The organism is Falsihalocynthiibacter sp. S25ZX9 (assembly GCF_041205405.1).
Lineage (GTDB): Bacteria > Pseudomonadota > Alphaproteobacteria > Rhodobacterales > Rhodobacteraceae > Falsihalocynthiibacter > Falsihalocynthiibacter arcticus.
In genome coordinates this window covers 54,243-79,819 of sequence record NZ_JBGFCD010000003.1, presented here as the reverse complement: position 1 = coordinate 79,819, position 25,577 = coordinate 54,243, and the positions used below count along the sequence as shown (strand labels likewise).

The following is a 25,577-nucleotide window of genomic DNA, read 5'->3' as shown; positions in this document are numbered from 1 at the left end:
TGCGCTCCTTTCCTAGCCTGCCTCGGTGGGCGGCCAGCCTTGAGTGTCGATTGTGCCTGTCCAAAGGAGGAAGTCGCTTAGAGCGCGCATTTCTTCGTCAGTCAGATTAAAGTTGGGCATTTGACGGCGGCCTTCGATGCCGGAGGGCTGTGCCTCCATCCAGCCTTTTAACGCGTCAAAAGCGTCGTCTGGGTCGTCATCAACCCCCCAGCGGATCATTACATTACCCACTTCGGGGGCAAAATACGCACCCTCGCCGAGGATCGAGTGGCAGTTGATACAGGCCTTGTTCTCCCAAATGCGTTTACCGTGGGCGACACTCTCGGTCAGCGTTTCCGCGTTCGTTGAGGTCGTCACGATGTAACGATGCGAGTGAATCGAAAGGCCGATAAAGATGGCAATAAAAAACAGGGATCCGCCATAGAAGATATTTCGGGCCATGCTTTTGGTCAGGACGTCGCGCATTGCGCTCTCCTTCGTCGAAGGGTTACGGATAGAACGGCAATGAGGGTTCAAAAACATGCGCGCCTTGATCAAGGTCAAGTTGAACGCGAATAAGCATTACAAATGCCACTTAATTTTGAGTGACGTGTGATTGGGACCCTGCGGGCCAGATTTAGACCGAGAAATGCATTAGAAACAGACATTAGGGTTGTGGGTGACGCAGGTTTACAGGGGGTAGGCTGGCTCACCAAATTGACTAAGATCAAGGTTTCGCTAGAATTTTTGGCATAGCTTTCAGCATCAAATGCGCAGGAAATTATGATGCAATCAGCCAAGAGTACCCCGTCAACAGAACCCAAAGTTTGGTCCCTTCGAACTTTGACCCTTGTGTTTTATCCGTTCTGTGCGACAGCGGCGGCCATTAATTTATTCATGGTTTTCCTACTGTTACAAGCGCTGGGCGTGCCGGCAATCTCACCTGTTACGGCGCTTTGGTTTGGGGTGATTACCGGACCCGTTTTAAGCTGGATGGCGGGGAAATGGGTTCTACGCTTGATTCTGGAAGCGAGCCCAAAAAACGCCTAACGTCGCAATTCCTGTTCTAGGCGTTGTTTTGCAATCGCCTCGTTCTTGTCTGCCTTTTCTTTTTCAAACAACGACCGCTCCACGAAATCCAGATGCGCCAGCGTCGCAGCTTTTGCCGCAACGGGATCACGCGTCTGAATGGCGGTGTTGATATCGCGATGCTGCTCAAGGAGCGTGTCGCGGGTGGTGCGTTGTTTAAACATGATCTGGCGGTTGTAAAATACGCCCTCGCGCAGGAGCTCGTACATCGCGCGCATCATATGGAGCATCACCGTGTTATGGCTCGCCTCAATAATTGAAAGGTGAAATTCGGCGTCAAGCGCCGCCTCTTCGGTGGGATTTCGCTTTGCGTGGGCCGCTTCCATTTTGGCAAAAAGCTGATCAATCACTTCTAGATCTATGTCCGAACCCGTTTGCGCCGCGCGCTCTGCCGCCAGCCCCTCCATGTCACGCCGAAACGAAACATAGTCAAAAAACGCATCATCGTGACGTCCGAAAAGGCTCACAAGGGCTGAGGAAAACGCCGAGCCCAATGCTTCGGAAACATAAATTCCCGCGCCCGCTTTGCTGGTGAGGAGGCCCGCGTCCTGAAGCTCCGCAATTGCCTCGCGCAAACTTGGGCGTGATACGCCCATGCGTTCAGATAACTCGCGCTCGGAAGGTAACCTCTCGCCGGGGCGCAGAATGCCACGCAGAATAAGCCGTTCGATCTGGGAAACGACGGATTGAGCAAGTTTTTCCGATTGGATTTTTTGAAACGGCATGAAAGGTCCGGTGGATTGCGGCGTCAGAATTGGTAAGAATATATGACCGATAGGGGGAAATAACAACTGCTATCCCGCGTGTGCCAGACCCTAAATTGAAAGCGGGCGCTGGAAAATTCCGCGCCCGCTTTGAATGATAACCCTTAGTTGGTTGGGTGAATGACGATCTCGACCCGACGGTTTGCTGCCTTGCCCTCTTCTGTGAGGTTACTGGCAACGGGGCTGTCTTCGCCTTTACCAACGGCAGATACCCGTCCGCCTGACACGCCCGCGGACAATATTTTCGCCATGACAGCGTCCGCACGACGTTGCGAGAGGAGGAGGTTGTGCTCGGCGGTTCCCGTGTTGTCCGTGTGGCCATAAATCGTGACGGTGGATTTAGGATAGTTCTGAAGGTTGGTCGCAAGGGCGCGGATTTCTCCATCAAGGCTCGATTTGACCGTGGAACTGTCGGAATCAAACAAAATGCCCTGTGGCATAACGACGATCAATTCCGTACCCGTGTTGACGACATCGATGGCGCTGTTAGTAAAACTGGCATCAAGGTCTTTTTTCTGTTGGTCAAGCGCGCTGCCAATTGCGGTGCCAACGATGGCGCCTGCTGCGGCTCCGAGGGCGGCGTTTTTGGGGCTGCCCGATGTCGCGCCAATGAAGCCACCCAAAAGGCCCCCAATAATGGCACCGTCTTTTGTTTTGGACTGGCTTTCGCCTGTGACGTACCCAGGGTCCGTACAGCTGGCTAGAGCCAGAACAGCGGCGCTTGCAAGGAGGAGTTTGGATTTTGTATGGATCATCTAAGACCTCTTTCTGTTGCTCGATTTGGCCCTTTTTACAACGGAAATTGCAGCAAGCGATAGCACAAACACACACCACTGCGCGATTTGTTGCCTGAATGTTTTCCTAAGAGACGGCGCGTTCGGACTGTGCGGTTTCATAAGCAAGCATGGCCCGCTTGACCGGGAGGCCCCAATGATACCCACCCAACCCGCCGGATTTGCGCAATGCGCGGTGGCATGGAATGAGCCAACTAACCGGATTTCGCCCCACGGCTGTGCCCACAGCTCGAACTGCGCGTGGGCTGCCTATGCGCCCCGCAATCTCGGAATAGGTGGTTACTTGGCCGCTAGGGACATTCAGCAGGGCTTCCCAGACTTTGATCTGAAACGGTGCGCCAATCAGATGCAAACTGGCTTGGCCCGATTGCTCCAAAGCTGCGGTGACCCATCTTTGGATTCTGGCAGGCTCTTCAATGAAATTCGCAAAGGGCCAGCGGCGATGTAAGTCGTCATAGGTGGCTTGGGTGCCCATTTCGTCGGAAAACCCCATACCGCAAAGGCCTTTGTCGGTTCCCATCGCCAAGCATGGGCCAAAGGGGCTTTCAAACCATCCCGTATAAATTGTGAGGCCCGCGCCTTTCTTGGCAAATTCACCGGGGCTCATGGCCTCCCAGCGCAAGAAGAGATCGTGCAGTCGGCCGCTCCCTGAAAGGCCGGTTTCGTGGGCAACAGCGAGGGTCGTGAAGTTGTTTTTTAGCAGGGTTTTCGCGTGATCAAGGGTTAAGTACTGTTGATATCTTTTGGGCGAGACACCGACCCAGCCCGAAAAGAGGCGTTGGAGATGCGCGGGGCTCATTTGTACTTCGCGTGCCAAATCTTCGAGCGCTAGGGGGACGCCGCCCGCCGCGTCAACGGCTTCGATCGCCCGTTTGACAACACCGTAATGGTACTTTTTTTCGAATGTATTGTCCGACATGGGAAACTCCTTTGCATCTATCATAATCTACCGCTGATGTGGGTCGATCCATTTCTTGCGCAATTCGCCGATTTTGAATACTTGCCGCATTGGTCACAAAAGGGCATATGGTTCGCATGGCAAAACAGATGAACTATCATACGATCCACCAGATTTTTTCGCGCTTTCAAGAAGCCGAGCCTGAACCCAAAGGCGAGTTGGACCATACCAATGTCTATACATTGGTGGTGGCCGTTGCCCTTTCGGCGCAGGCCACGGACGTTGGCGTTAATAAGGCCACCAAGGCGCTGTTTGAAATTGCCGACACCCCGCAAAAAATGCTTAACCTCGGACTTGAGGGGCTGACTGAGCATATCAAGACCATCGGGTTGTTCCGCCAAAAAGCCAAGAACGTCATGAAAATGAGCCAGATTTTGGTGGAAGAATATGGTGGAGAAGTGCCGTCTTCGCGCGCGGCTCTTGAGAGCCTACCTGGTGTGGGGCGCAAAACGGCGAATGTTGTTTTGAACATGTGGTGGGATATTCCCGCACAGGCCGTGGACACCCATATTTTCCGGTTCGGGAACCGCTCCGGCGTCGCTCCGGGCAAGGATGTAGTGGTCGTTGAACGCGCAATTGAGGATAACATCCCCGCTGAATTTCAACGCCACGCGCATCACTGGATGATTTTGCACGGGCGGTATACATGCAAGGCGCGCAAGCCGATGTGTGGTACCTGTCTCATCCGTGATCTCTGTGAATTTGAGGATAAAGAATATGACTAAGAAGTACCAAACCGTCGGGATCGGGAATGCGATTGTTGATGTGATTACGCAAGCGGATGACAATTTCCTCGAAATGATGGGGATCGAAAAAGGTATAATGCAACTTGTCGAACGCGAGCGCGCTGAAGTACTTTATGGATCGATGAAAGATCGCGTTCAAACGCCAGGTGGATCGGTAGCAAACGCCTTGGCAGGGCTCGGGGGGCTTGGGCTTTCAACGGCGTTTATCGGGCGCGTTCACGATGATGCGCTCGGCCGGTTTTATGCCGATAAAATGGCTGCGGGCGGCACAGTGTTTGTCAATCCGCCAGTTGCGGGCGGTGATTTGCCGACATCGCGCTCGATGGTGTTTGTCTCTCCCGACGGGGAGCGCTCGATGAATACCTACCTCGGCGTTTCTGCGGATTTGGGACCTGAGGATGTCTCGATAGAGGTGACGAGTCAGGCGGAGATTTTGTTCCTTGAAGGGTATCTTTTTGACAAACCTAAGGGCAAGGAAGCCTTTGAACTGGCCGCGAAATCCTGCCAGTCGACAGGCGGAAAAGCGGGAATTGCGCTGTCGGATCCCTTCTGTGTGGATCGTCATCGCGATGATTTTCGACGCCTGTCACGCGACCTTGATTTCGTCCTTGGGAATGAACAAGAATGGTGCGGCCTGTATGAAACCGACGACCTAGATGTGGCGCTCGGACATGCGGCGGTTGATTGCGGGCTTGTAGCCTGTACGCGCTCCGGATCAGAAGTTGTTATCCTACACGATGGTGAACGCGTGACTATTCCGGTAAAACGGATTGTTCCGGTTGATGCGACAGGTGCTGGTGATCAATTCGCGGCTGGGTTCCTTTATGGGGTTGCAACGGGGCAAAGCCTTGAAGTTTCAGGTAAAATGGGCTGTGTTGCTGCTGCTGAAGTTATTCGCCATGTGGGGCCACGTCCGAACGAAGACGTAAAAGCCCTTTTCCGAGCGGCAAACCTCTTAGGATAATCAATCCTTTCTCTCCTCGGATTTCCACCTAAACTGCTGGAAATCCGAGGAGGGAAAAATGCACGTATTGATAATTGGCGCGGCCGGTATGGTCGGGCAAAAACTCACCAATCGATTGGCGCATTTGGCGGGCCTTTCTGGCCGCGAGATAACGCAGTTAACCCTCGCGGATGTGGTGGCGCCCGCGGCACCCGAAGGTTTTGGCGGCGCGGTCACTCTGCGGGCGGCCGATATTACGGCGCCCGAAACCGCGCTTTCCCTTGTCGCGGAGCGTCCCGACGTGATTTTTCATCTTGCGGCCATCGTTTCGGGCGAAGCGGAAGAGAAGTTCGACAAGGGATACGCCATCAATCTCGCAGCGTTTCAAACCCTCCTTGAGGCTATCCGCGCGCAAAGCACACCGAACGCCCCCTACGTCCCCCGCCTGGTGTTCACCTCCTCCATCGCCGTATTTGGCGCGCCTTTTCCAGATATCATCGATGACGAATTTCACTCGACCCCGCTTACAAGTTACGGCACGCAAAAGGCCATTTGCGAACTTCTGGTTAATGACTATTCCCGCAAGGGTTTTGTCGATGGCGTGGGCATCCGCCTCCCTACGGTCTGTATTCGCCCCGGAAAACCCAACCTCGCGGCCTCTGGTTTCTTTTCCAATATTATGCGTGAGCCGCTGATCGGGTTAGAGGCTGTTTTGCCCGTTTCCAAAGACGTTGTGCATTGGCATGCCAGTCCGCGCTCGGCCGTGGGCTTCTTAATTCATGCCGCACAAATGGACACGCGCCAGCTTGGGGCGCGTCGTTCGATGTCGATGCCGGGATTGGCAGCAAGTGTTGGCGACCAAATTTCAGCGCTTGACCGCGTGGCAGGAGCGTCAGCGGTCAAGTTAATAAAATCTGTGCCCGACGAAAAAATCATTCAAATTGTGCAAGGATGGCCTCGGACCTTTGCGCCCCAAAGGGCTATTTCCCTCGGGTTTCAATCTGAGAAAACTTTTGACGAAATCATACAGGTTCATATCGAAGACGAATTGGGAGGCACCCTACCTTAACCATTGCGCAAAATTCGGTCTGCAACACTTGGTGCAAGGCGGTGGAGGATCCGGAGCATTTTGGTGCGTTCGACCCAAATGCTTTTCTTACCCTTTTCGACCCCTTCTAAAACTTCCTCTGCAGCATCAATAGGGCGCATTTTTTTGAGTGGGTCACCGCGAGAGAGACCCGTGTCGACAAGGGCCATGACGGCCTCGCTGACAAGAATTCGGGTTTTCGCATCTTCGCATTGATATCGAAGGGTTTTGGTAAAACTACCCAAGCCCGCTTTCGTTGCACAATAGACTGGTGCAGAGGCTTTGGGTGAAATTGCCAAGCCAGATGTCACATTGACGATACAGGCGTTTGGCTGCGCGCTTAAGAGCGGCAGAAGGGCGTTGCATAACCCGATGGGTGCGGTGAGATTGATGGCGATTTCACGTTGAAATGTGGCAAGGGACGGACCGTCTTCAGCAAATAAATTGGAATGTTCCATGATCGCGGCGTTATTGATCAGGCCTGCGCAATCTGGGTGTTCGGCCGTGACCCAATTTGCCACGGCCCTCACCATTTCTAGGTCTTGGAGGTCGGCGGCAAGGACGAAAACTCTATCGAGATGCTCTTGGGCCAAACGTTCGAGTTCGGGCTCATCGCGCGCAACAGCAAGTACAGTCGCGCCCCGCGCAATCAGCAGGTCCGTCAATGCGCGCCCGATACCACGCGTCGCGCCTGTTACAAGGATCGTTTTGTTTTGAAAAGAAAATTTGTGAGACATTAGGCACCAAGTTTAACTGTGAAAAGGACGTTTCCGTGATAATGTAAGGAAAAGCTCACATTGGAAACTCGCGTTCTATGGCTAAAACATCACTGCAGCTGACCCCCAAGAAAATACCGATTCAAACGCGCTCTAAAGCGACTGTTGAAGTGATTTTGCAAGCGACGGCTCGTATTCTGGAAAGCGGTGGCCTGGCGGTTCTTACCACGAATTTGATTGCCGAGAGGGCTGGGGTGAGTGTGGGGTCGGTCTATCAGTATTTCCCCTCCAAGGAGGCGATATTGATCGAATTGGTGCGACGAATGCGCCAAGATCTGTGTGAAGACCTTGAGGGAGCAAGAGACTCGATTAGAGGGCTTGGCTTGCGGGAAGCGGTCGAAAAGATGGTGCGGGCCAGCGCTGCGCACCATATCCGCGCTCCAAGACGCGTGGAGGTTTTGGAATATGCGGAACTCGAGTTACCGATGACGACGGAAATCGAGGCTTTAAAACGTCGTTCCCTTTCTGCGGTTCTTTTTGTCCTCGATCGTTACGACATCATAGATGCGCCGACTGCTGCCTTTGATTTAAGCGCAATGTGCAAAGGGGTTATTGGCGCGCAGGCCCAGATCGGGTGCAAAGATTTTGAACCGGTGATCCAGCGCCTCACCGATGCCGTTTGTGGCTACCTTTTGGGAGCGCCGGACGAGAGCAATTCGTAAAAACGTTTCGCTCCTATGTTGGATCCACAAGCAATAATTCCGATATTTTTACCGGCAAGTTCGCTCTTGAGCGGCCCGGTGATCGCAGCCGTCGTCGCGGCACACGCAGGTTCCGCGACGATCTTGAGGCCGTCGAAAAGCACAGTCATCGCCCGTGTCATCTCGTCGTCTTCGACCTCGACCATCTGATCCACATATCGTTGCGCAAGACCAAAGGAATAAGGCATGGCGAGGGGGGAGCCCAAACTGTCCGCGATGGTGTTAACCTTGTCCAATCGCTGGGGGCTCCCTATTTCGAGCGACCGAGTCATGCTGTTTGCCCCAACGGGTTCGACGCCGTAGATGCGAATGTTTGGATGAATAAGTTTCGCCGCGAGAGCGAGCCCACTTATTAAACCACCGCCTCCGACGGGAATGACCAAAGCGTCCAAATCGGGCGTGTCCGTTAATATCTCAAGGCCAATGGTTGCCGCACCCAGAGTCATATAGGGACTTTCAAACGGGTGGAGGGGCGTGGCGCCCGCAGCCGAAAGCATGTCCATGCGTGCGAAGGCTGCGGTGATGTCTTCGGCCAACTCAACTTCGGCCCCAAGCGCAATACAGCCTTCAATTCGCGCCGAATCCGTTGTCTTGGGCATGATGACCTTAGCCGAAATATCGGATTTTTTCGCCCCCCAAGCAACGGCCAACGCGTGATTGCCACCGCTAACCGCAACAACGCCTGCCGCGCGCGCGGTTGGGTCCATTGCAGCAATCGCCAACAGAACACCGCGCGCTTTGAACGTTCCTGTTTCTTGAAACAGTTCCATTTTCATAGTCACTTGAGCATCAGCGGGAAGACCAGAAATACGGTCAGGACTCAGCCTAACCGAAGGTGTCCGAATGATTTGTCCACGCAAGGATTCGGCCGCTGTCTTAATATCGCGAAGGTCTGGATAGCTCATTTCTCACCAAGTTTCGCGTGGACTTCATCAAGATCGACGGGCTGCAGCGGCATCTTGTTGGCGGGATTTTCAAAGTCATATTGAAAAAGGCGGAAATCACGTTTGTAAATTTCATAAACGAGATGCATGGACAGATCGTCGAAATAGTCTTCAACGGGGTGCAGGCGCTTTGGCCCATGGCCTTCACTTTCATTGAAACGCGGAATTTGGGCGAGATCCACCGCATGAGGCGTTTCAATCGCGTTTAAAACCTCTTGCATTCCTTCGTTAAAACGTTCGGTGAATATGATTTTATTATACTTCCCGCCGTTGTTAATAAACGTCGAAACATGCCCCGACATCGCGGACCAATGGATGTCTGGATCCATCGGGCGGCGCCAACGAATGCTGTCGCGGGCAAACAAAAGGAATCGGCGAAAGCTCTTTACTTGATCAAATTCGAATCCTGTTTCCGGATCGCCAACTTCGATCCCGTATTTCTGAACCAACAAAGGTACCAGATTGCCACGATACCGTTTTCCATTGCGTTGAATGCCGCAGATTTTATCGAAAAAGGAGCTTAGAATACGGGTGTAGGGGTTGCGGACACAGGTGAAAGCGTAACTTTCGTGGCCTGTCACGTTGCGCTCTATAATGGGCTGGCTGGCTTCAATGGCCCATTTATGCAGCCCCGCTTTTGAGTCGTGAATGTCGCCGTCAAAAAACGTGCCGTGATCGGAGTAATACATGATCTGCCCGATGGTCGAGCAGGCGCATTTCGGAACAACGCGGTATACCACGCTTTCACTCTCGGTCATCCAAGTGCCGGGAAAGCCCATATTTTTATCGTCTCCAATAGTGTGCCCGAACAGAAATACGCGGTGCTGACTTGTTTTTGCACAAAAAAGCAAAGAAACGCTGTTTATTCAACGCCTGTTAGCGTTATTTGTGTAAACAATCTGGGATAATAAGGGTTTTGTTTCGTAAATGGCAAAAATCGCCTACATTCTTCTGTGCCACAAGGATCCAGAAGCCATCATTTTGCAAGCCAAGCGTCTGACCGCTACTGGTGACTATATGGCGATTCATTTTGACGCAAGCGCCAGTCCAGCGCATTTCGCCGAAATTGGCGCAGCCCTGAAGGGCAATTCAAATGTTGTTTTTTCAAAAAAGCGGATCAATTGTGGATGGGGGGCGTGGAGCCTGGTGCAAGCCACGCTTTATGCTGTTGAGGCCGCTGAAAAGGCTTTCCCGCGGGCGACGCATTTTTACATGCTGTCTGGCGACTGTATGCCGATTAAATCGGCGGTTTATGCACACCAGTTTTTAGACAATACCGATATCGATTATATTGAAAGTTTCGACTATTTCGAAAGTGATTGGATTAAAACGGGGATGAAGGAAGAGCGGCTTATTTATCGCCACTATTTCAACGAACGCACCCAAAAATGGCTTTTTTATCAAAGTTTCAATCTCCAGCGCAAACTGGGATTCTCGCGCGAAATTCCGTCCGATATTCAGGTGCAGATCGGCAGCCAATGGTGGTGTCTACGTCGCCGGACGATTGAAGCAATTCTTCGGTTTACCAAGGAGCGTAAAGACGTCATGCGTTTCTTCCGCACCACGTGGATTCCGGATGAAACGTTTTTCCAAACTCTCGTGCGCCATCTGGTACCAGAAGTTGAAATTGAAGCGCGGACACTGACGTTTTTAATGTTTTCGGAATACGGAATGCCGGTGACGTTTTACAACGACCACTATGATATGCTTGTGAGCCAAGACTTTCTTTTCGCACGCAAAGTGAGCCCCGAGGCCGAAGAACTCAAACTTCGCTTGGGGAAGCTTTATGCAAGTGAGAACGCGGATTTCCCAATTTCAAGCGAGGGTCGAAGCCTGTTTAAGTTCCTGACAGGGCGAGGGCGCGAAGGCCGCCGGTTTGCTCCAAGGTTCTGGGAGGCAGAAGCAACCATGGGGCGCAATCGTGAACTTTTGATTGTTGCCTGTAAGAAATGGCATGTTGCCAAGCGCCTGGTCGACGGCATTCGCCGCTCCTCTGATTTTCCCGTCATCGAATATCTTTTTAACGAAGAAAATACGCCGTTGCCCGATTTGGGCGGTATTCAGTCCACGATTGGCAAACGCACGCGGCATCGGCGCGCGTTGGTGCGGATGTTGTTTGACTACTATGAAACCGACAAAATGGTTATATGTCTGGACTCTAGCAATCTGGACCTCATACAGGATTTTTACGCAGATCGCAGTAAAACGAAACTGCTGGAGATTAATTGTGACTTTTCTGGCGATTATCTGGTTGGGCATGCCATTCGGGTTGGCCTTGCGGGGGAAAGCCCGTCAGAGGAAACCATCAACTCCTTGATGCCAACAATTCAACAAGATTTGGTGTATGAATCGGATGCGATCCGCGACGCGAATTTCCCCATGCACTTTCGCATCCTGCAAAAGAATTCGCCTGCGAAAAATGCGATTCCTCTCGCAGAGTTCCTTGATGCCACACCTGAAGACGCGCTAAGACTCGCCGAAATTGACCACTTATTCTCTGATTAAACGCTGTCGCAAAAGGATGCCCCTATGGCCTATCTCTATGATTCCGAAAACATTTTCGCCAAGATCCTCCGAGGGGAAATTCCGAATGCTACTGTTTTGGAAACTGACCACACGTTGGCATTTCGCGATATTACGCCCCAAGCCCCCGACCATGTTTTGGTAATACCTAAGGGGCCGTATGTGAATTTTGATCACTTCGCAATGAATGCGAGTGATGCTGAGATTTTGGATTTTAACCGCACAATCGGCACTCTTTGCGAAATGCTCAAGGTGCAGCCAGGCGAGGGTGGCAATGGGTATCGCTTGATCGCCAATTCAGGCGAAGCCGCAATCCAAGAGGTGCCGCATATGCACATGCATATCCTCGCCGGCCGTCCCCTTGGTCGCATGCTAAATCCTGCTTAAAGTTACAGTTATTTTGCCGTTAAGGCCAAAAATGCGTCCTCAAGATCAGGCTCTTCGGTGCGGACATCACGAATGGTGATGTTTGCGTCGCGGAGCGAGTCGAGGATTTCACTCGCCGAAGTAGTGGTGCTTTTGTAACTGATCGCGAGCGAGCCATCGGCGCGGCGTGTTAGTGTCGTGTCTTTGGGAGGCGTGTATTCTGCGGCTGGGCGATCTGGTACAATGACCAGTGTTTTGGTATCCAAACGGCCCACCATAGTTTTTGTATCTTCGCGGACGATTAACTCGCCATGGTTAATAATGCCGATCTCGTCGCACATTTCCTCGGCTTCTTCGAGGTAGTGGGTCGTCAAGATGATCGTCATGCCCTGCTGGTTCAACTTGCGCACGTTGTCCCATAGCATCTGGCGGATTTCGATATCCACGCCAGCGGTCGGCTCGTCCAAAACCAAAATATCGGGATGATGTACGAGGGCTTTGCCCAGCAAAAGACGCCGCTTCATACCGCCCGAAAGCGACCGCGCATAGGCGTCTGCCTTGTCAGTAAGGCCAATCATTTCAAGGATTTCGTCGCTTTTGCGTTTGGATTTCGGAACACCATATAATCCAGCCTGTACCTCAAGGGCTTCGCGCGGCGAAAAAAACGGGTCCATGTTGAGTTCTTGCGGCATCACCCCAATAGAGGCGCGGGATTGACGGGGGTTGATGTCCTGATCAAACCCCCAAATTTTGACGTTCCCTGCGGATTTCACCACAAGCCCCGCTAGAATATTAATAAGCGTTGATTTTCCCGCACCATTTGGCCCCAACAGTCCAAAAATACTGCCTTTGGGGATCGCGAGATCAATCCCTTTCAAGGCGACTTTGGGCGCTTGATTGCGCTGCGCAGCATAGGTCTTTTTCAGGCCAGTAATTTCTAAAGCATTCTCAACCATTTCCATCATCCCGCATCGGTTTTCGATCTTGCCCCGAGGGTGTGGATCGCTATCATGCAGCAGACTTAAGCCCGAAGACCGTCTTCGACAAGCTAAACGGAGCCATCATGACCATAGAAGCCCCTGAAATCGTTATTGTAGAGCAAAGCCGTGTGGCCTGTGATGGAGGCGAAGGCGCGCTGGGACACCCCCGCGTATGGCTTTTTATCCCCGAAGAAACAGGGTTTGTTGAGTGTGGCTATTGCGACAAAAAGATCATCCTCAAGGGCGGCTCGGCCGACACCTAAATTCTTTGCAGGTAGATTAAAATTCCTTCAGGAAGCCCCAAATTGCGCAGCATTTGGGTGGTGAAGACCTGAGTGATATGCGAAGGTTGTCGCACATAAAAATCGAAAAGGGCGCGCTATGGAGACCTCATTTGGCAAAGGCTGTCATCTACATTTGATCGATGGCTCGGCGTTCATTTTCCGCGCGTACCATGCCTTGCCTCCGCTAACGCGCAAGTCTGACGGATTGCCCATCGGGGCCGTCGCCGGATTTTGCAACATGTTGTATAAGCAAGTTGAGGACAACAAAGGATCAGACGCGCCGACGCATGTTGCCGTCATTTTTGATCACTCTGGAAAAACTTTTCGCAATGATCTCTATGATTTATACAAAGCCAACCGCCCTCCGGCGCCCGAAGATCTCCGCCCGCAGTTTCCTCTAACCCGCGATGCAACCCGCGCGTTTAACATTGCCTGTATCGAGGTTGAGGGCTTTGAAGCGGACGATATAATCGCGACCCTTGCCCGCCAAGCGGATGAGGCAGGGGGGCGCTGCACGATTATTTCGAGCGACAAAGACATGATGCAACTCGTCGGTGGCGGGGTCGAAATGCTCGACGTCATGAAAGGCAAGCGCATCGATCGTGAAGGTGTTTTCGATAAATTCGGCGTTGGTCCCGAGCGCGTTGTCGATGTTCAGGCTTTGGCGGGAGATAGCGTTGATAACGTGCCCGGCGCGCCCGGAATTGGCCTCAAAACGGCGGCGCTTTTGATCAACGAATATGGCGATCTGGAAAGTCTTTTGGCGCGGGCTGGTGAAATCAAACAACCCAAGCGACGCGAAAGCCTTCTCAACAACGAAGCACTCATCCGCGTTTCGCGCTCCCTTGTGAAGCTCGACACGCATATGGATTTGGACTTCACGCTCGAAAGCCTTGAGATTCGCGAGCCTGAAGCCGAAACACTATTGGCTTTCCTCAATGAGATGGAATTCCGCACACTCACGAAGCGGGTAGCCGATAAAATGGGTGTCGCGGCCCCAATCGTTGTGGAAATCAGCGGGGCCAGTGCGCCCACAGCCTTACCGACCGTGGCGATTGATCCCGAAAAATACGAATGTGTGCGCGACGCCGCTGGGTTGCAAAAATGGATCGACGCGGCGTATCGGCGGGGCTGGGTTGCGGTGGATACCGAGACCACGGGTCTGAATGATATGATCGTTGATTTGGTCGGCATATCGCTGTGCATTGAGGCAGGCGAGGCCTGTTATATTCCGCTCGCGCATCGCGCAGATGCTGGCGAAGACCTTTTTGCAACCAACACGTTGGCCGATGGACAAATGGCGCTTCAGGCGGCGCTTGATATGCTCAAACCGATGCTCGAAGACCCGTCGATTCTAAAAATCGGCCAGAATATGAAATACGACGCCAAGATTTTCAAACGCTATGGCGTTTCGGTCGCGCCGATCGATGACACGATGTTGATGTCCTATGCAATGAACGCGGGCTTGCATAATCACGGCATGGATACGTTGAGCGAACGCTATCTTGATCACACGCCGATTCCGATTAAATCTTTGCTTGGAAGCGGAAAATCCGCGATCACCTTTGATCAAGTGCCCGTAGACGAAGCCGTAAAATACGCCGCCGAAGATGCTGATATTACTCTGCGTTTGTGGCAAATATTCAAGCCACAGTTGCACCAGAAACAGGTGACAACGGTTTACGAAACGCTTGAACGTCCGCTCGTTCCTGTGCTGGCAGAAATGGAAATGTACGGGATCAAAGTAGATCGGGATACCCTGTCGCGGATGTCCAACGCCTTTGCCCAGAAAATGGCGGGCCTAGAGGCCGAAATTCACGAGATTGCGGGCCAAAGTTTCAACGTCGGATCCCCTAAACAGCTTGGGGAAATCCTGTTCGACAAGATGGCCCTTGAGGGTGGAAAAAAGGGCAAAACCGGCGCCTATGCGACGGGCGCAGATATCCTTGAGGACCTCGCTGCCGAAGGGCATGATCTACCCGCCCGCGTTTTGGATTGGCGGCAGTTAAGCAAACTTAAATCCACATATACGGACGCCCTTCAGACCCATATCAATCCAGATACGGGGCGTGTGCACACGTCCTATTCCATCGCCGGTGCCATCACAGGGCGCTTGGCATCGACCGATCCAAACTTGCAAAATATTCCTGTTCGAAGCGAGGAAGGGCGGCGCATTCGCGAGGCCTTTATTGCCGATGAAGGCAAAACCCTCGTGAGCCTTGATTACAGCCAAATTGAGTTGCGCATTCTGGCCCATGTGGCGAACATCGAAAGCCTGAAACAGGCGTTCCGCGATGGGCACGATATTCATGCGATGACCGCGAGCGAAATGTTTGATGTACCGCTTGATGAAATGACGCCCGAAATTCGCCGCCAAGCCAAGGGCATCAACTTTGGGGTGATTTACGGAATTTCAGGTTTTGGATTGGCGCGAAACCTGCGGATTCCGCGCAAAGAAGCGCAGGGCTTTATTGACCGTTATTTTGAGCGCTTCCCCGGAATTCGGGCCTATATGGACGATACCGTGCAGTTCGCGCGCGATCACGGCTATGTCGCGACCCTCTTTGGCCGCAAAATCAACACGCCTGAAATCAACGCCAAAGGGCCACAGGCGGGGTTTGCCAAACGCGCCGCGATCAATGCGCCCATTCAGGGGACGGCAGCGGATATTATTCGTCGCGCGATGATCCGGATGCCGGCGGCGATCAAGGACCTGCCCGCCAAAATGCTCCTTCAGGTGCATGACGAATTGATCTTCGAGGTCGAAGATAGTGCCGTTGACGAAACGATCGAAGTTGTCCGCAACATCATGGAAAACGCGGCAATGCCAGTTGTAAAACTGGATGTGCCATTGACTGTGGATGCGGGGCGCGGCGCGAATTGGGCGCGGGCACACTAAAGGGTTGGGCGGTGGTTTTCGAGGGCGTAAAAATCCACGAGTCGCTTGCCCACGCAATGTTCAAACGGGCCTGTCTCGGTGAGGGAGTTCATACGATCAAGGCGGAACATACGGAAATCATTCCGTAACTCACACCATCCGACCAAGGTCCAAACCTTGCCCCAAAACCAAAGTCCAAGCGGACGGACGTGGCGTTCGCTTTTGGTGCCGTCGCCCTTTTCGTAGTGAATGAGGAGCATTTGTTGGCGATCCACGGCGGATTCAATTTGGTCGATGACTTTTCGTTCCGCATCGGAAAACCAATGTCGGTTGGGTGCGAAAATCTGAACCTTGGCTACATTTTTTCGGGCTTCCTCAGGGAGAACGGCTTCGATTTTCACAAGGGCTTCTTGGGCGGCGAGGGCCATGTCCGACCCTCCCCAAGCGCGTAACATACGCGCGCCCGCAACCAGTGCGGTGATTTCTTTGCGATTGAACATCAGCGGCGGCAGATCATAGCCTTCCCGCATCAAATACCCAACGCCAGCCTCGCCATCAATCGGCACCCCCGATCCGATCAAATCCGCGATGTCGCGATAGATTGTCCGTTCGCTTACCTCTAGCCGATCCGCCAAAATGCGGGCCGTAAGGAGCCGACCGCCGCGCAGATATTGCACGATCTGAAAGAGGCGGTCGGCTCTTCGCAATTAGGTCGCCACTTCAAAGAGGCCGATGGAATTTCCATCTGGGTCCGCGATATATTGGAAGCGCCCCGAAGGGATGGTCACAGGCTCGCGCACCAGGGTCGCGCCCGCGTCTTTGGCCCGTGTGATCGCGGCTTCAAGGTTGCCGTAGATTGCTAAATGTACTGTTGGCCCGGTGCCTGTTGGCGCGGGAGTGCCTGCATAAATATGGCCCGCAATGGCGGCTTGGTCTTGCATAGGAAAGAAGATGATTTCCCCGCCACCGAATTCTTCGATTTTCAGCGGAGTATCGAGGACAGCACTGTAAAATTTGCGCCCCGCTTCAAGATTGGTAACGGGAATTTCGGCCCAGACGACCGAGTGTTTAGGAGAATTAGACATGAATATGTTCCTTTGAGAAAGTGTTCGTAGGACCCTTTTCACATACCCCTCCTGACAGCATTATGTCAGGAACCTTGCGCGTTATTCAAACTAATTTGCTTTGGGCGAGGATTGGGAAAAACACCCCTCCCGACCAAATGCCGAAAAACGGCGTGCCTTCAATGTCTTGTGTGCCGCCAATATCGACGAGTCGGTAAAAACTTTTTCTATCGATCAGGGCTTCAAGATTGGCGCGCACCAAAACATAAGGCGCGGGTTCGCCGCTGTCAGGATCAATGGTGACGCGAATCGGATGATCGGGTCCTGCGGTCACGTCGTCGCCAACATGGGTTGTGAACGTGAGGGATTGCTCTGCGCCTGTTCCCTCGGCGTTGAAATCGATCGCAACAAAAGGCGCGTCGTCCACTTTGATGCCCACTTTTTCAACGGGCGTCACAAGGAAATAATCCTCACCGTCCTTGCGCAAGATGGAGGAGAAAAGTTTGACCAAACCCTTACGCCCGATGGGGGAACCGAGATAAAACCAAGTCCCATCGCGCGCGATCCGCATATCTAGGTCACCACAGAACGGCGGGTTCCACAAATGAACGGGCGCTGGCCCCCTTTTGGTGGCCTGTTTTGCCGCGCTGATGATGCTCGTTGGCAGCTCAGATTTTTCTGGGCTAGAATCCGCTGGATTTGACGGCATTTTCACGATCTTTTCATCTGAATTCGCTTTTGTCATTTGTACCTCGCAGGATTAACGACTTTAATGCAGCTTATATTTGAAAACGGAGGTAATCCATGCCCGAAACGGAAAATCTGGTCGCAGAGATCGAACTCTTGAGCGAAAAACTGGCCGCGGCCAAGGCCAGTCTAACCCAGAAGTTCATCGGGCAGGAAGGTGTTGTCGACCTCGCGTTGTCTGCCCTCCTGTGCGGCGGGCATGCGTTGCTCGTTGGTTTGCCAGGCCTGGGAAAAACCCGATTGGTGGACACGTTATCGACGGTTATGGGCCTTTCGGGGAACCGGATTCAGTTTACGCCGGATTTGATGCCTGCGGATATTTTGGGGTCTGAGATTTTAGATACGGACACGGACGGGAAGCGGGCGTTTAAGTTTGTTCCCGGTCCAATTTTTTGCCAGCTTTTGATGGCCGACGAGATCAACCGCGCCAGCCCACGCACGCAATCCGCATTGCTTCAGGCCATGCAGGAACATGTTGTCACCATCGCGGGCGAGGAGCGCAGCCTTGGCGAGCCGTTCCATGTTTTGGCTACACAGAACCCGATTGAGCAGGAGGGGACATATCCGCTTCCAGAGGCGCAGCTCGACCGGTTTTTGGTGCAAATCAACGTGAGTTATCCCGACCGTGCCACGGAACGAGCGATCGTTTTGGCGACAACCGGCACGCAGGATGCACAGGTGCATGAGGTCTTTACTGCTGCCGAATTGCTAGCCGCTCAACAGGTGCTTCGGCGCATGCCTGTCGGCGAACAGGTCGTGGATATGATCCTTGATTTGGTGCGTACCTGTCGTCCAGAGGACGAAACCTCCCCAGACTTTATTCGCGAAACCGTGGCGTGGGGGCCAGGTCCGCGTGCGGCGCAAGCGCTCATGATGACCGTTCGTGCAAAAGCCCTTTTGGCGGGGCGGCTTGCGCCCAATATCGATGATGTGATGCAATTGGCGGAACCCGTATTGTCGCATCGCATGGCGTTAAGCTTTGCGGCGCGCGCACAGGGCGAAACGCTTCCCGACATTATTGCCAAAGCTTGCGCAGAAGTTACGCGCGTTAAGGCGGCTGCATGATTTCTACGTCCGCTCCCATACGCGAACGGGCCGAAGGACTTGCCTCAGCGCTTCCTGGATTGCTAGCGGCTGCCAATCAATTGGCGGCATCAGTGCAAACAGGCGAACACGGGCGGCGGCGTAGTGGGGTGGGTGACGAATTTTGGCAATACCGCCAAGCGGTTGCAGGGGATTCCCTGCGGGATATTGATTGGCGTCGCTCGGCACGTTCGGATGTACATTTCATCCGACAAAAGGAATGGCAGGCGATGCAAACGGTCACATTATGGGCCGATACGTCGCAAAGCATGCGGTTTTCGTCCTCACCACAACACGCGACCAAAGCCTTTCGCGCACAGCTTCTTACGCTCGCAATTGCGGTTCTTTTGCACCGAGGCGGAGAAAAAACTGCCCTTCTTGGCGACCCAACCCCCGCTAGCGCAAGTCGCGGTGGCCTAACGCATTTGGCGCAGGAGCTTGAGAAAATGGCGGACGACGTCGAATTCGGCGCTCCCATGCGAAGCACTCTGCCAAAGAACACGCAAGTCGTGCTGATTTCAGATTTTCTTGGCGACACGAAAGCCCTTCGGGAGCTGTTGAATTCGGCGCAAGGGCAAGGCGTGCGCGGTGCGATTGTGCAGGTTCTTGATCCGCAGGAAATCGCGTTCCCGTTTGAAGGGCGCAATGTTTTTGAAAGTCCGACGGGCGCGATTCGACATGAAACTCTGAAAGCGCGGGGGCTTAAGGCGCGCTACCATGATCGGCTCGCTGAGCGGCAGGCGGTGTTGCGAGATTTGGCGCGAAGCTCGGGGTGGCAATTCGCCGTTCATCAAAGCGATAGCGCGCCGCTTCCCGCCCTTTTGTGGCTCTATTCTGCGCTAAGTGTGGGGCGTTGATGTTTACGCTTGGTCCTCTTGGCTTTGCACAGCCCGCCTTTTTGCTCGCGCTGGTTTTCTTGCCCATTTTATGGTGGCTTTTGCGCGCTGTACCGCCTGCTCCTGTGATCCGGAAGTTCCCAGCAGTAGGTCTGTTGCTCGGCTTGAAAGATGATGAAAATCAAACGGATAGAACCCCTTGGTGGTTGCTCGTACTGCGCATTTTTGCTCTGGCGGCTGCCATCATTGCCTTTGCAGGTCCATTGCTCAACCCTCAATCCTCCGAGCCGGGAGAAAACCGCAATCTGTTGATTGTCGCGGATGCAAGTTGGGCGTCGGCTCCCGGATGGTCATCGCACCAAGATCGTTTGCAGTTGGTCCTAAAAGACGCCGCAAGGAACGGAAATTTGGTGGCATTTTTGCCCCTGACGGATGTGCCCACCACTCCGCTTTTGCTTGAATCCGCCGAGAATGTTTTGACCCAATTGCCGTCCATGGCTCCGCGCCCATGGTTTCCGGATGATGACTCGGCTATCGCTTTGGTTGATGCGTTTGCGGCGCAACAATCGACGCCGATGTCCGTGCTTTGGATGTCGGATGGATTGGAACGGGCAGGGCGCGGGGCGCTTCTTGCAAGCCTTGAAGATGTTGGACCTGTGCGTGTTTATGAGGGGGCGCATCAAACCTTGGCTCTTGGGCCTGTAAGCTTTGAAACGGGCGAAGTTTTGGTGCCTATTTTGCGTAAAATCAGCGCTTCTGACTTGGAAATTCAAGTGAATGCAATTGGCCCTGATCCGTCGGGAACGACGCGTGTTTTGGCCCAGTCTTTGGCGTATTTTGAGGCGGGGCAAACCACGAGCGAAACACGGTTTGATATGCCACCAGAAATACGCAATCGGATCACTCAGTTTAGCATCGCTGGCCATGTTTCTGCGGGAGCAGTCGTTTTGACCGATGAAGCGTTGAAGCGTCGCGAGGTTGCGTTGTTTTCGTCCGGAAGCGAAGATGAAGCGCTCGCGCTTCTTGATCCGCTCCATTATTTGCGACAGGCTTTGGTGCCCACGGCCGATCTGGTCGACGGCCTTATTGCCGAAACCCTTTTGGCGCGACCCGATGTGGTGATTTTGGCCGATGTGGCCCAGCTTTCCGAAGGCGATAGCGCGGCCCTTGAAGGCTGGGTGAAAGACGGCGGATTGCTCGTGCGTTTTGCGGGGCCGCGCCTTGCTGCGAGTGACGTGAGCCGCAGTTCCGAAGACCCGCTTATGCCAGTGCGACTACGGGTTGGTGGGCGTAGTATCGGTGGGGCCATGAGTTGGGGCGAGCCGCGTGGTCTCAAGGAATTTCCCACGGCTTCCCCTTTCTTTGGCCTAAAAATACCAAGTGATGTTGTGGTCAATTCACAGGTGGTCGCAGAACCCGACCCTTCTCTTGCCTCGCGCGTTTTAGCCAGCCTTGAAGATGGCACACCGTTGGTAACACGCAAGGAATTGGGTGATGGGCAAGTTGTGTTGTTCCATGTGACCGCCAGCGCGCAATGGTCCAGCTTGCCAATTTCAGGTTTGTTTGTCCAAATGATGGAGCGACTGGCGATTTCGTCACAGGCTTCGCGCCCTACCGAGGAAGACTTGGCGGGTACAATTTGGTCCCCCGTCAAGGTGCTGGATGGTTTTGGGCAACTAATCCCGCCTCCAAGTACGCTTGCTGGAATTAAGGGCGAAATACTGGCATCCGCGCTGGTTTCTGCCGCCCTTCCACCGGGGCTATATGTTAGTGATAAGCGTCAAATCGCGCGCAATACTATCGCACAAGATCAAACCCTTCAGCCGCAAGTTTGGCCCTCCGCAATTCCCGTTGATCGTGGCGGATCGGTGGAAGAGCGCTCCTTGAAAGGCGTGCTTTTGGGGCTGTCTTTGGTTGCATTGCTTCTTGACGTCATTGCATCGCTTTGGGTGTCTGGGCGCTTTCACGGCACGCGGACTTCAAGCACAATTGCGGTTTTTGCGACGCTCTTTTGTGTGCAGGGTATTGGGGCCGAAAGCTGGGCCCAGACAGCCTCTCAAACTGAACCACTAACCATTGATGAAAAGGCCTTTGCTGCGACAAGTGAAACGGTCATGGCTTATGTTATTACGGGCGACGAAGCTGTGGACGAGGTGTCACGTGCGGGCCTATGGGGACTTGGAAGGGTGCTTTTTCAACGCACATCTATCGAACCCGCTGATCCCATAGCTATTGATTTGGAAAAGGATGAATTGTCCTTCTATCCGATGATTTACTGGCCAATTACCACGACCCAAACCCTGCCATCACCTGCCGCCTATGCCCGTCTAAACAGGTATTTGCAAAAGGGTGGCCTCATCCTGTTTGATACCCGCGATGCCGATGAGCAAAGGTACAAAAGGGTCACCGAAAATACCCGAAAGCTGCGTATGTTTGCCCGCCAACTCGATATCCCGCCCCTTGAAGAGGTGCCATCTGACCATGTTTTGAATCGCAGCTTTTATCTGTTGGAGGAAGCCGCGGGACGATATGTCGGTCCGCCGGTTTGGGTCGAGGCCGCCCCTGCGGACGTGGAACTCGCCGAGGGGATGCCGTTTCGCAATTTAAACGACGGGGTGACGCCGGTTGTGATCGGTGCCAATGACTGGGCCGCGGCATGGGCGATTGCGCCTAATGGCAATCGTCTCTTTACCGTTGGGCGCGGGCGTGCGGGGGATGAGCAACGCGAAATGGCCTATCGTTTTGGGGTGAATTTGATGATGCACGTCCTGACCGGAAATTACAAAAGTGATCAGGTCCACGTGCCTGAATTGCTCGAACGACTGGGGCAGTAAATGACGCAAACCATTCTTTTTGACCCCCTGCTGCCCCTGCCGCTCATTTTGTTTGGGATTGTGACGTCGGTTTTCGTCGTCGGGTTTTCCTATTGGCGCGGGTTGTTTGGCTGGCCTCTACGGTCGTTTGCACTGACCGTTCTCTTCCTCACACTCCTCAATCCCGCGCTGCAAAGCGAAGATCGAGACGCAATGTCGGACATCGTTCTTATTTTGCAGGATAAGTCTTCCAGCCAGTCCCTCTCAGATCGGGAGGCCCAAAACGCTTCGGCGCTTGCCGCCTTGCGCCAAAAATTTGCGGCGTTGCCTAATACGGATATCCACGAGGTGTCATTTGGCGATGGCGAGGCGGATTCCGGCACCACTCTTTTTGGGGCCCTCACAGCGGCGCTCGCGGAAATCCCTCAGGCGCGTGTCGCGGGAATCGTTATCCTGAGTGATGGTCAAGCGCATGATATTCCAACGGAAGACGCGCTGAATGAGCTGACATGGCCCGCGCCAATCCATACGCTTTTGAGCGGCCGAAAAGGCGATTGGGACAGACGCCTCGTTCTCTCCAAAGCTCCCGGATTTGGCATCATTGGCGAGCCTGTAATGCTTACCGTTTTGGTAGAGGATCAAGGGGCCGTTCCGCCGGATGTGGGGCCAAATGCTCCGCTCTTGATCTCCATTGATGGCGGCCCGACGCAAAGTTTTGAGGTTCCCATTGGGCAGGAACTTGATCTGCCTCTGACGCTAGCGCATGGTGGCCTGAATGTCGTGCAATTTGTCGTTCCTATGGCTGACACGGAACTCACGGATCGCAATAATACCGCTGTACTTCAAATCAATGGCGTACGGGATCGCTTGCGCGTTTTGCTAGTCTCTGGCGAGCCGCATCCGGGGGAGCGTACATGGCGAAACCTTTTGAAATCAGACAGTTCTGTCGATTTGGTCCATTTTACCATCCTGCGCCCGCCTGAGAAACAAGATGGCGTACCCGTCTCGGAGCTATCATTGATTGCTTTCCCGACGCGCGAATTGTTCCTCGAAAAAATTGATGATTTCGACCTGATTATTTTTGATCGGTACAAGCGGCGCGGTATTTTGCCCGCGAGTTATCTGGAGAATGTGGCCAATTATGTGCGTCGCGGCGGTGCGGTACTGCTTGCGGCTGGGCCAGATTTCGCTTCGGTCGAGAGCCTGTATTTCTCGGCCTTGTCCGAAATTCTACCCGCCGAACCCACGGCACGCCTTCTTGATGAAGAGTTCCGCCCCAAAGTGACAGAAACGGGGCAAAAGCACCCCGTGACCGAAGGTTTGCAAGCGGGACCTGAGCCTGAATGGGGCCGGTGGTTGCGGATGGTGGAGCTTGAAGCCAAATCCGGACATACGGTGATGTCTGGCAAAAACGGCGCTCCCCTCCTGCAATTGGATCGGGTTGGCGAAGGGCGCGTCGCGCTTTTGGCGAGCGACCATGCTTGGCTTTGGCATCGTGGCTTTGACGGTGGCGGACCTCAGCTGGAACTCCTCCGCCGCTTGGCACATTGGATGATGAAAGAGCCTGAGCTTGAGGAAGAGGCGCTATCGGCCTCCGCTGTGGGTTTGGAAATGAAGATCATTCGGAGGACTTTGGGTGGCGATGACGCGCCTGCGCCAGATCTCGTGACGATCACGGCTCCAGATGGCAGTCAGGTCGAAGTCCCCCTTGTTCAATCCCGCCCCGGGCTTTTTGAAACAACCTATTTCGGGACAGAATTTGGGCTCTATCGCTTGTCCCAAGGCGCGCTTTCGTTTGTGATCGGCATGGGGCCTGCCGCCCCGCGAGAGTTTGTGGAAACCGTGGCCACCTCGCGTGTGCTTGCACCCTTGATCGTACCGACAAAGGGGGGGATACTGAACATGGAAGACGGAACGCCAGACGTCCGCACTGTGCGTTCTGGTCGGAACGCATCGGGGGCTGGATGGATTGGAATCGTCCCACGCGGCGCTTTTGTCACCACGGGAATTTCGGTAAGCCCATTGGTTCCCGCATGGATCTTGCTGCTATTGATCTCGATGGTGTCTATTGCCGCATGGCTGCGCGAGGGGCGCAGATAACTATTTTAGATCAAAGCGGTATGGCTCGGATGTCTCGCCATCTGTAAGACAATTGGCCTGAATAAAGACATGGGTGACCCCATCGGGAATGGTGATTCCAGTAACGGACCGCGTGAACGGCTGCTCGTTTTCATGCGGATGTGCGAGGGAACGTTGGCCAAGGATAGAGCCGTCCGGAGCGATGATCTTCCAACCGTCCGCATAGTGGTCCCACCCCGAATCCGGATGCAGAATAGAAACGTCAAACCGCCATTTTGCGCCTGACTGGGACGCGACCACATGTTTGACAACGGCCGGATCGGCGAAGGCAGGGGCCGCGACGAATACTAGTAAGGCTACAAGGCGTTTCATGGTATTTTACCCTCAAGGAGGACGGCCCGGGAATGGGACGCAAATTCGCGTCTCCAAAGGACAAGACTCGTCACAATAGTGGATATAATAAGGGGCCATGCACCCAACATCCATGCCAAACATGCCAAGGCGTAGTAAACTGTTCGTAATCCACGGTTATAGCTTCGCGCAGCGGTTATATTGATTTCACCGGATTGTTTCGCGCGAATGAGGGCCATTGGGTCTTCAATTTCGTTTGGCGCGGCGGCCATAACCACGGCCGCATATCCGAACAATCGATGCGACCATACGAAGTTGAGAAATGCACTGGCGAGCATCACCAAAACAAGCAGGATTTTTATTTCCCATACAATGGCGGGCGCACTTTCGATGGAGAAATCGCTGGCGAGACCACGAAGGTGCTCCTGATTTCCAATGAGCGCCAACCCGCCACCAATGCTAATCATACACGCCGACGCAAAAAATGTGGTGCCTGTGCGCAGAGTTGCAAGGATTGTCGCGTCAAAAATCCGTGGCTGTCGCGTCACATATTGGACCATCCATTCACGGCGGTAGTTCGCCATAAGCGAAGATGTGGACGGATTTTTGGGGGTCGGGTTTTCAATCCTCCAACCAAGAAACGTCCAGCTGAGCAGAAGAAATGCCACCGCAACGGCATCAATCACGTCAAAATATGTAAATCTAGCAAGGAGTTCCATGGCGGTTACATTAGCGCGCGCGATTGGGGGTTGCTAGATCAAAAAATTGGTTATAATTTCTTACCAATTAAAA

26 protein-coding genes are annotated in these 25,577 nt (G+C 53.6%); 13 read left to right on the top strand and 13 right to left on the bottom strand.

Annotated features, from left to right (window positions below; translation table 11 throughout):
* Positions 1–12: 12 nt before the first annotated feature.
* On the bottom strand, positions 13–465 hold the full coding sequence (locus AB9F29_RS04490) for a cytochrome c (RefSeq protein ID WP_039001924.1): 453 nt from the start codon (positions 463–465) through the stop codon (positions 13–15).
* Between the two features lie 297 nt (positions 466–762).
* On the opposite strand from AB9F29_RS04490, the gene AB9F29_RS04485 reads away from it, so the two are divergent.
* Positions 763–1,029 carry a hypothetical protein gene (locus AB9F29_RS04485; protein WP_369754748.1) on the top strand — a complete coding sequence of 89 codons (267 nt, stop codon included), beginning with the start codon at positions 763–765 and terminating at the stop codon, positions 1,027–1,029.
* Here the strand turns inward: AB9F29_RS04485 and AB9F29_RS04480 are convergent.
* From AB9F29_RS04480 to AB9F29_RS04470, 3 genes are all read right to left on the bottom strand, one after another.
* Positions 1,026–1,793 carry a FadR/GntR family transcriptional regulator gene (locus AB9F29_RS04480; protein ID WP_369754747.1) on the bottom strand — a complete coding sequence of 256 codons (768 nt, stop codon included), beginning with the start codon at positions 1,791–1,793 and terminating at the stop codon, positions 1,026–1,028. The two genes, AB9F29_RS04485 and AB9F29_RS04480, sit on opposite strands and share 4 nt — an antisense overlap.
* A 143-nt stretch (positions 1,794–1,936) precedes the next feature.
* The gene (locus AB9F29_RS04475; protein ID WP_369754746.1) at positions 1,937–2,587 is read right to left on the bottom strand and encodes an OmpA family protein; all 651 of its coding nucleotides are present in this window, start codon (positions 2,585–2,587) and stop codon (positions 1,937–1,939) included.
* A gap of 106 nt (positions 2,588–2,693) precedes the next feature.
* A complete protein-coding gene (locus AB9F29_RS04470) occupies positions 2,694–3,545 on the bottom strand; it encodes a bifunctional helix-turn-helix domain-containing protein/methylated-DNA--[protein]-cysteine S-methyltransferase (RefSeq protein WP_369754745.1) in 852 nt (283 codons plus the stop codon).
* A 116-nt stretch (positions 3,546–3,661) separates the two neighbouring features.
* Here AB9F29_RS04470 and nth point away from each other — a divergent pair, with 116 nt between their 5' ends.
* The 3 genes from nth to denD are packed head-to-tail and all read left to right on the top strand — an operon-like array spanning position 3,662 to position 6,342.
* On the top strand, positions 3,662–4,309 hold the full coding sequence (gene nth, locus AB9F29_RS04465) for an endonuclease III (RefSeq protein ID WP_039001931.1): 648 nt from the start codon (positions 3,662–3,664) through the stop codon (positions 4,307–4,309).
* Positions 4,302–5,294: an adenosine kinase gene (locus tag AB9F29_RS04460; RefSeq protein WP_335583685.1), complete on the top strand. Its 993-nt coding sequence runs from the start codon at positions 4,302–4,304 to the stop codon at positions 5,292–5,294. Before nth ends, AB9F29_RS04460 begins: the two co-directional genes overlap by 8 nt.
* Positions 5,295–5,352: 58 nt before the next feature.
* Positions 5,353–6,342, top strand: a complete 990-nt coding sequence (gene denD / locus AB9F29_RS04455; RefSeq protein ID WP_369754744.1) for a D-erythronate dehydrogenase — start codon at positions 5,353–5,355, stop codon at positions 6,340–6,342.
* Here denD and AB9F29_RS04450 read toward each other — a convergent pair.
* Complete coding sequence (locus tag AB9F29_RS04450; protein WP_369754743.1) at positions 6,339–7,097, bottom strand: SDR family oxidoreductase; 759 nt, start codon at positions 7,095–7,097, stop codon at positions 6,339–6,341. The two genes, denD and AB9F29_RS04450, sit on opposite strands and share 4 nt — an antisense overlap.
* A gap of 77 nt (positions 7,098–7,174) precedes the next feature.
* Between AB9F29_RS04450 and AB9F29_RS04445 the strand changes: the two genes are divergently transcribed.
* Positions 7,175–7,798, top strand: coding sequence for a TetR/AcrR family transcriptional regulator (locus AB9F29_RS04445; protein WP_369754742.1), 624 nt, complete (start codon positions 7,175–7,177; stop codon positions 7,796–7,798).
* Here the strand turns inward: AB9F29_RS04445 and AB9F29_RS04440 are convergent.
* Together AB9F29_RS04440 and AB9F29_RS04435 are read right to left on the bottom strand one after the other, a co-directional pair.
* Positions 7,762–8,742 (bottom strand): threonine/serine dehydratase, encoded by a 981-nt coding sequence (locus AB9F29_RS04440; RefSeq protein WP_369754741.1) that lies wholly within the window; start codon positions 8,740–8,742, stop codon positions 7,762–7,764. The genes AB9F29_RS04445 and AB9F29_RS04440 overlap by 37 nt on opposite strands.
* Positions 8,739–9,560, bottom strand: a complete 822-nt coding sequence (locus AB9F29_RS04435) for a sulfotransferase family protein (RefSeq protein WP_335583680.1) — start codon at positions 9,558–9,560, stop codon at positions 8,739–8,741. The genes AB9F29_RS04440 and AB9F29_RS04435 overlap by 4 nt, the downstream gene beginning before the upstream one ends.
* 148 nt (positions 9,561–9,708) lie before the next feature.
* On the opposite strand from AB9F29_RS04435, the gene AB9F29_RS04430 reads away from it, so the two are divergent.
* On the top strand, positions 9,709–11,286 hold the full coding sequence (locus AB9F29_RS04430; RefSeq protein WP_369754740.1) for a DUF5928 domain-containing protein: 1,578 nt from the start codon (positions 9,709–9,711) through the stop codon (positions 11,284–11,286).
* A 24-nt stretch (positions 11,287–11,310) separates the two neighbouring features.
* Complete coding sequence (locus tag AB9F29_RS04425) at positions 11,311–11,691, top strand: HIT domain-containing protein (protein ID WP_335583678.1); 381 nt, start codon at positions 11,311–11,313, stop codon at positions 11,689–11,691.
* 8 nt (positions 11,692–11,699) lie between these two features.
* Here AB9F29_RS04425 and AB9F29_RS04420 read toward each other — a convergent pair whose 3' ends face one another.
* On the bottom strand, positions 11,700–12,626 hold the full coding sequence (locus AB9F29_RS04420; protein ID WP_369754739.1) for an ABC transporter ATP-binding protein: 927 nt from the start codon (positions 12,624–12,626) through the stop codon (positions 11,700–11,702).
* Between the two features lie 107 nt (positions 12,627–12,733).
* Here AB9F29_RS04420 and AB9F29_RS04415 point away from each other — a divergent pair, with 107 nt between their 5' ends.
* Complete coding sequence (locus tag AB9F29_RS04415; protein ID WP_335586991.1) at positions 12,734–12,913, top strand: zinc-finger domain-containing protein; 180 nt, start codon at positions 12,734–12,736, stop codon at positions 12,911–12,913.
* 118 nt (positions 12,914–13,031) lie between these two features.
* Positions 13,032–15,833 carry a DNA polymerase I gene (gene polA / locus AB9F29_RS04410; protein ID WP_369754738.1) on the top strand — a complete coding sequence of 934 codons (2,802 nt, stop codon included), beginning with the start codon at positions 13,032–13,034 and terminating at the stop codon, positions 15,831–15,833.
* Here the strand turns inward: polA and AB9F29_RS04405 are convergent.
* The 3 genes from AB9F29_RS04405 to AB9F29_RS04395 form a co-directional block, all read right to left on the bottom strand.
* On the bottom strand, positions 15,830–16,519 hold the full coding sequence (locus AB9F29_RS04405; RefSeq protein WP_369754737.1) for a helix-turn-helix transcriptional regulator: 690 nt from the start codon (positions 16,517–16,519) through the stop codon (positions 15,830–15,832). The genes polA and AB9F29_RS04405 overlap by 4 nt on opposite strands.
* Complete coding sequence (locus AB9F29_RS04400; RefSeq protein WP_369754736.1) at positions 16,520–16,897, bottom strand: VOC family protein; 378 nt, start codon at positions 16,895–16,897, stop codon at positions 16,520–16,522.
* Between the two features lie 85 nt (positions 16,898–16,982).
* Positions 16,983–17,585, bottom strand: coding sequence for a DUF1285 domain-containing protein (locus tag AB9F29_RS04395; RefSeq protein WP_369754918.1), 603 nt, complete (start codon positions 17,583–17,585; stop codon positions 16,983–16,985).
* Between the two features lie 95 nt (positions 17,586–17,680).
* Between AB9F29_RS04395 and AB9F29_RS04390 the strand changes: the two genes are divergently transcribed.
* Genes AB9F29_RS04390 through AB9F29_RS04375 form a run of 4 tightly spaced genes read left to right on the top strand, consistent with a single transcriptional unit; the run spans position 17,681 to position 24,455 of the window.
* Positions 17,681–18,688: an AAA family ATPase gene (locus tag AB9F29_RS04390; RefSeq protein WP_369754735.1), complete on the top strand. Its 1,008-nt coding sequence runs from the start codon at positions 17,681–17,683 to the stop codon at positions 18,686–18,688.
* Positions 18,685–19,563 carry a DUF58 domain-containing protein gene (locus tag AB9F29_RS04385; RefSeq protein WP_369754734.1) on the top strand — a complete coding sequence of 293 codons (879 nt, stop codon included), beginning with the start codon at positions 18,685–18,687 and terminating at the stop codon, positions 19,561–19,563. Before AB9F29_RS04390 ends, AB9F29_RS04385 begins: the two co-directional genes overlap by 4 nt.
* The gene (locus AB9F29_RS04380; protein ID WP_369754733.1) at positions 19,563–22,376 is read left to right on the top strand and encodes a DUF4159 domain-containing protein; all 2,814 of its coding nucleotides are present in this window, start codon (positions 19,563–19,565) and stop codon (positions 22,374–22,376) included. The genes AB9F29_RS04385 and AB9F29_RS04380 overlap by 1 nt, the downstream gene beginning before the upstream one ends.
* The gene (locus AB9F29_RS04375; protein ID WP_369754732.1) at positions 22,377–24,455 is read left to right on the top strand and encodes a hypothetical protein; all 2,079 of its coding nucleotides are present in this window, start codon (positions 22,377–22,379) and stop codon (positions 24,453–24,455) included.
* Here AB9F29_RS04375 and AB9F29_RS04370 read toward each other — a convergent pair whose 3' ends face one another.
* Both AB9F29_RS04370 and AB9F29_RS04365 read right to left on the bottom strand, forming a co-directional pair.
* Positions 24,456–24,806: a hypothetical protein gene (locus AB9F29_RS04370; protein WP_369754731.1), complete on the bottom strand. Its 351-nt coding sequence runs from the start codon at positions 24,804–24,806 to the stop codon at positions 24,456–24,458. It abuts the gene before it with no gap.
* Complete coding sequence (locus AB9F29_RS04365) at positions 24,803–25,504, bottom strand: DUF599 domain-containing protein (RefSeq protein ID WP_039001957.1); 702 nt, start codon at positions 25,502–25,504, stop codon at positions 24,803–24,805. Before AB9F29_RS04365 ends, AB9F29_RS04370 begins: the two co-directional genes overlap by 4 nt.
* Between the last annotated feature and the right edge of the window lie 73 nt (positions 25,505–25,577).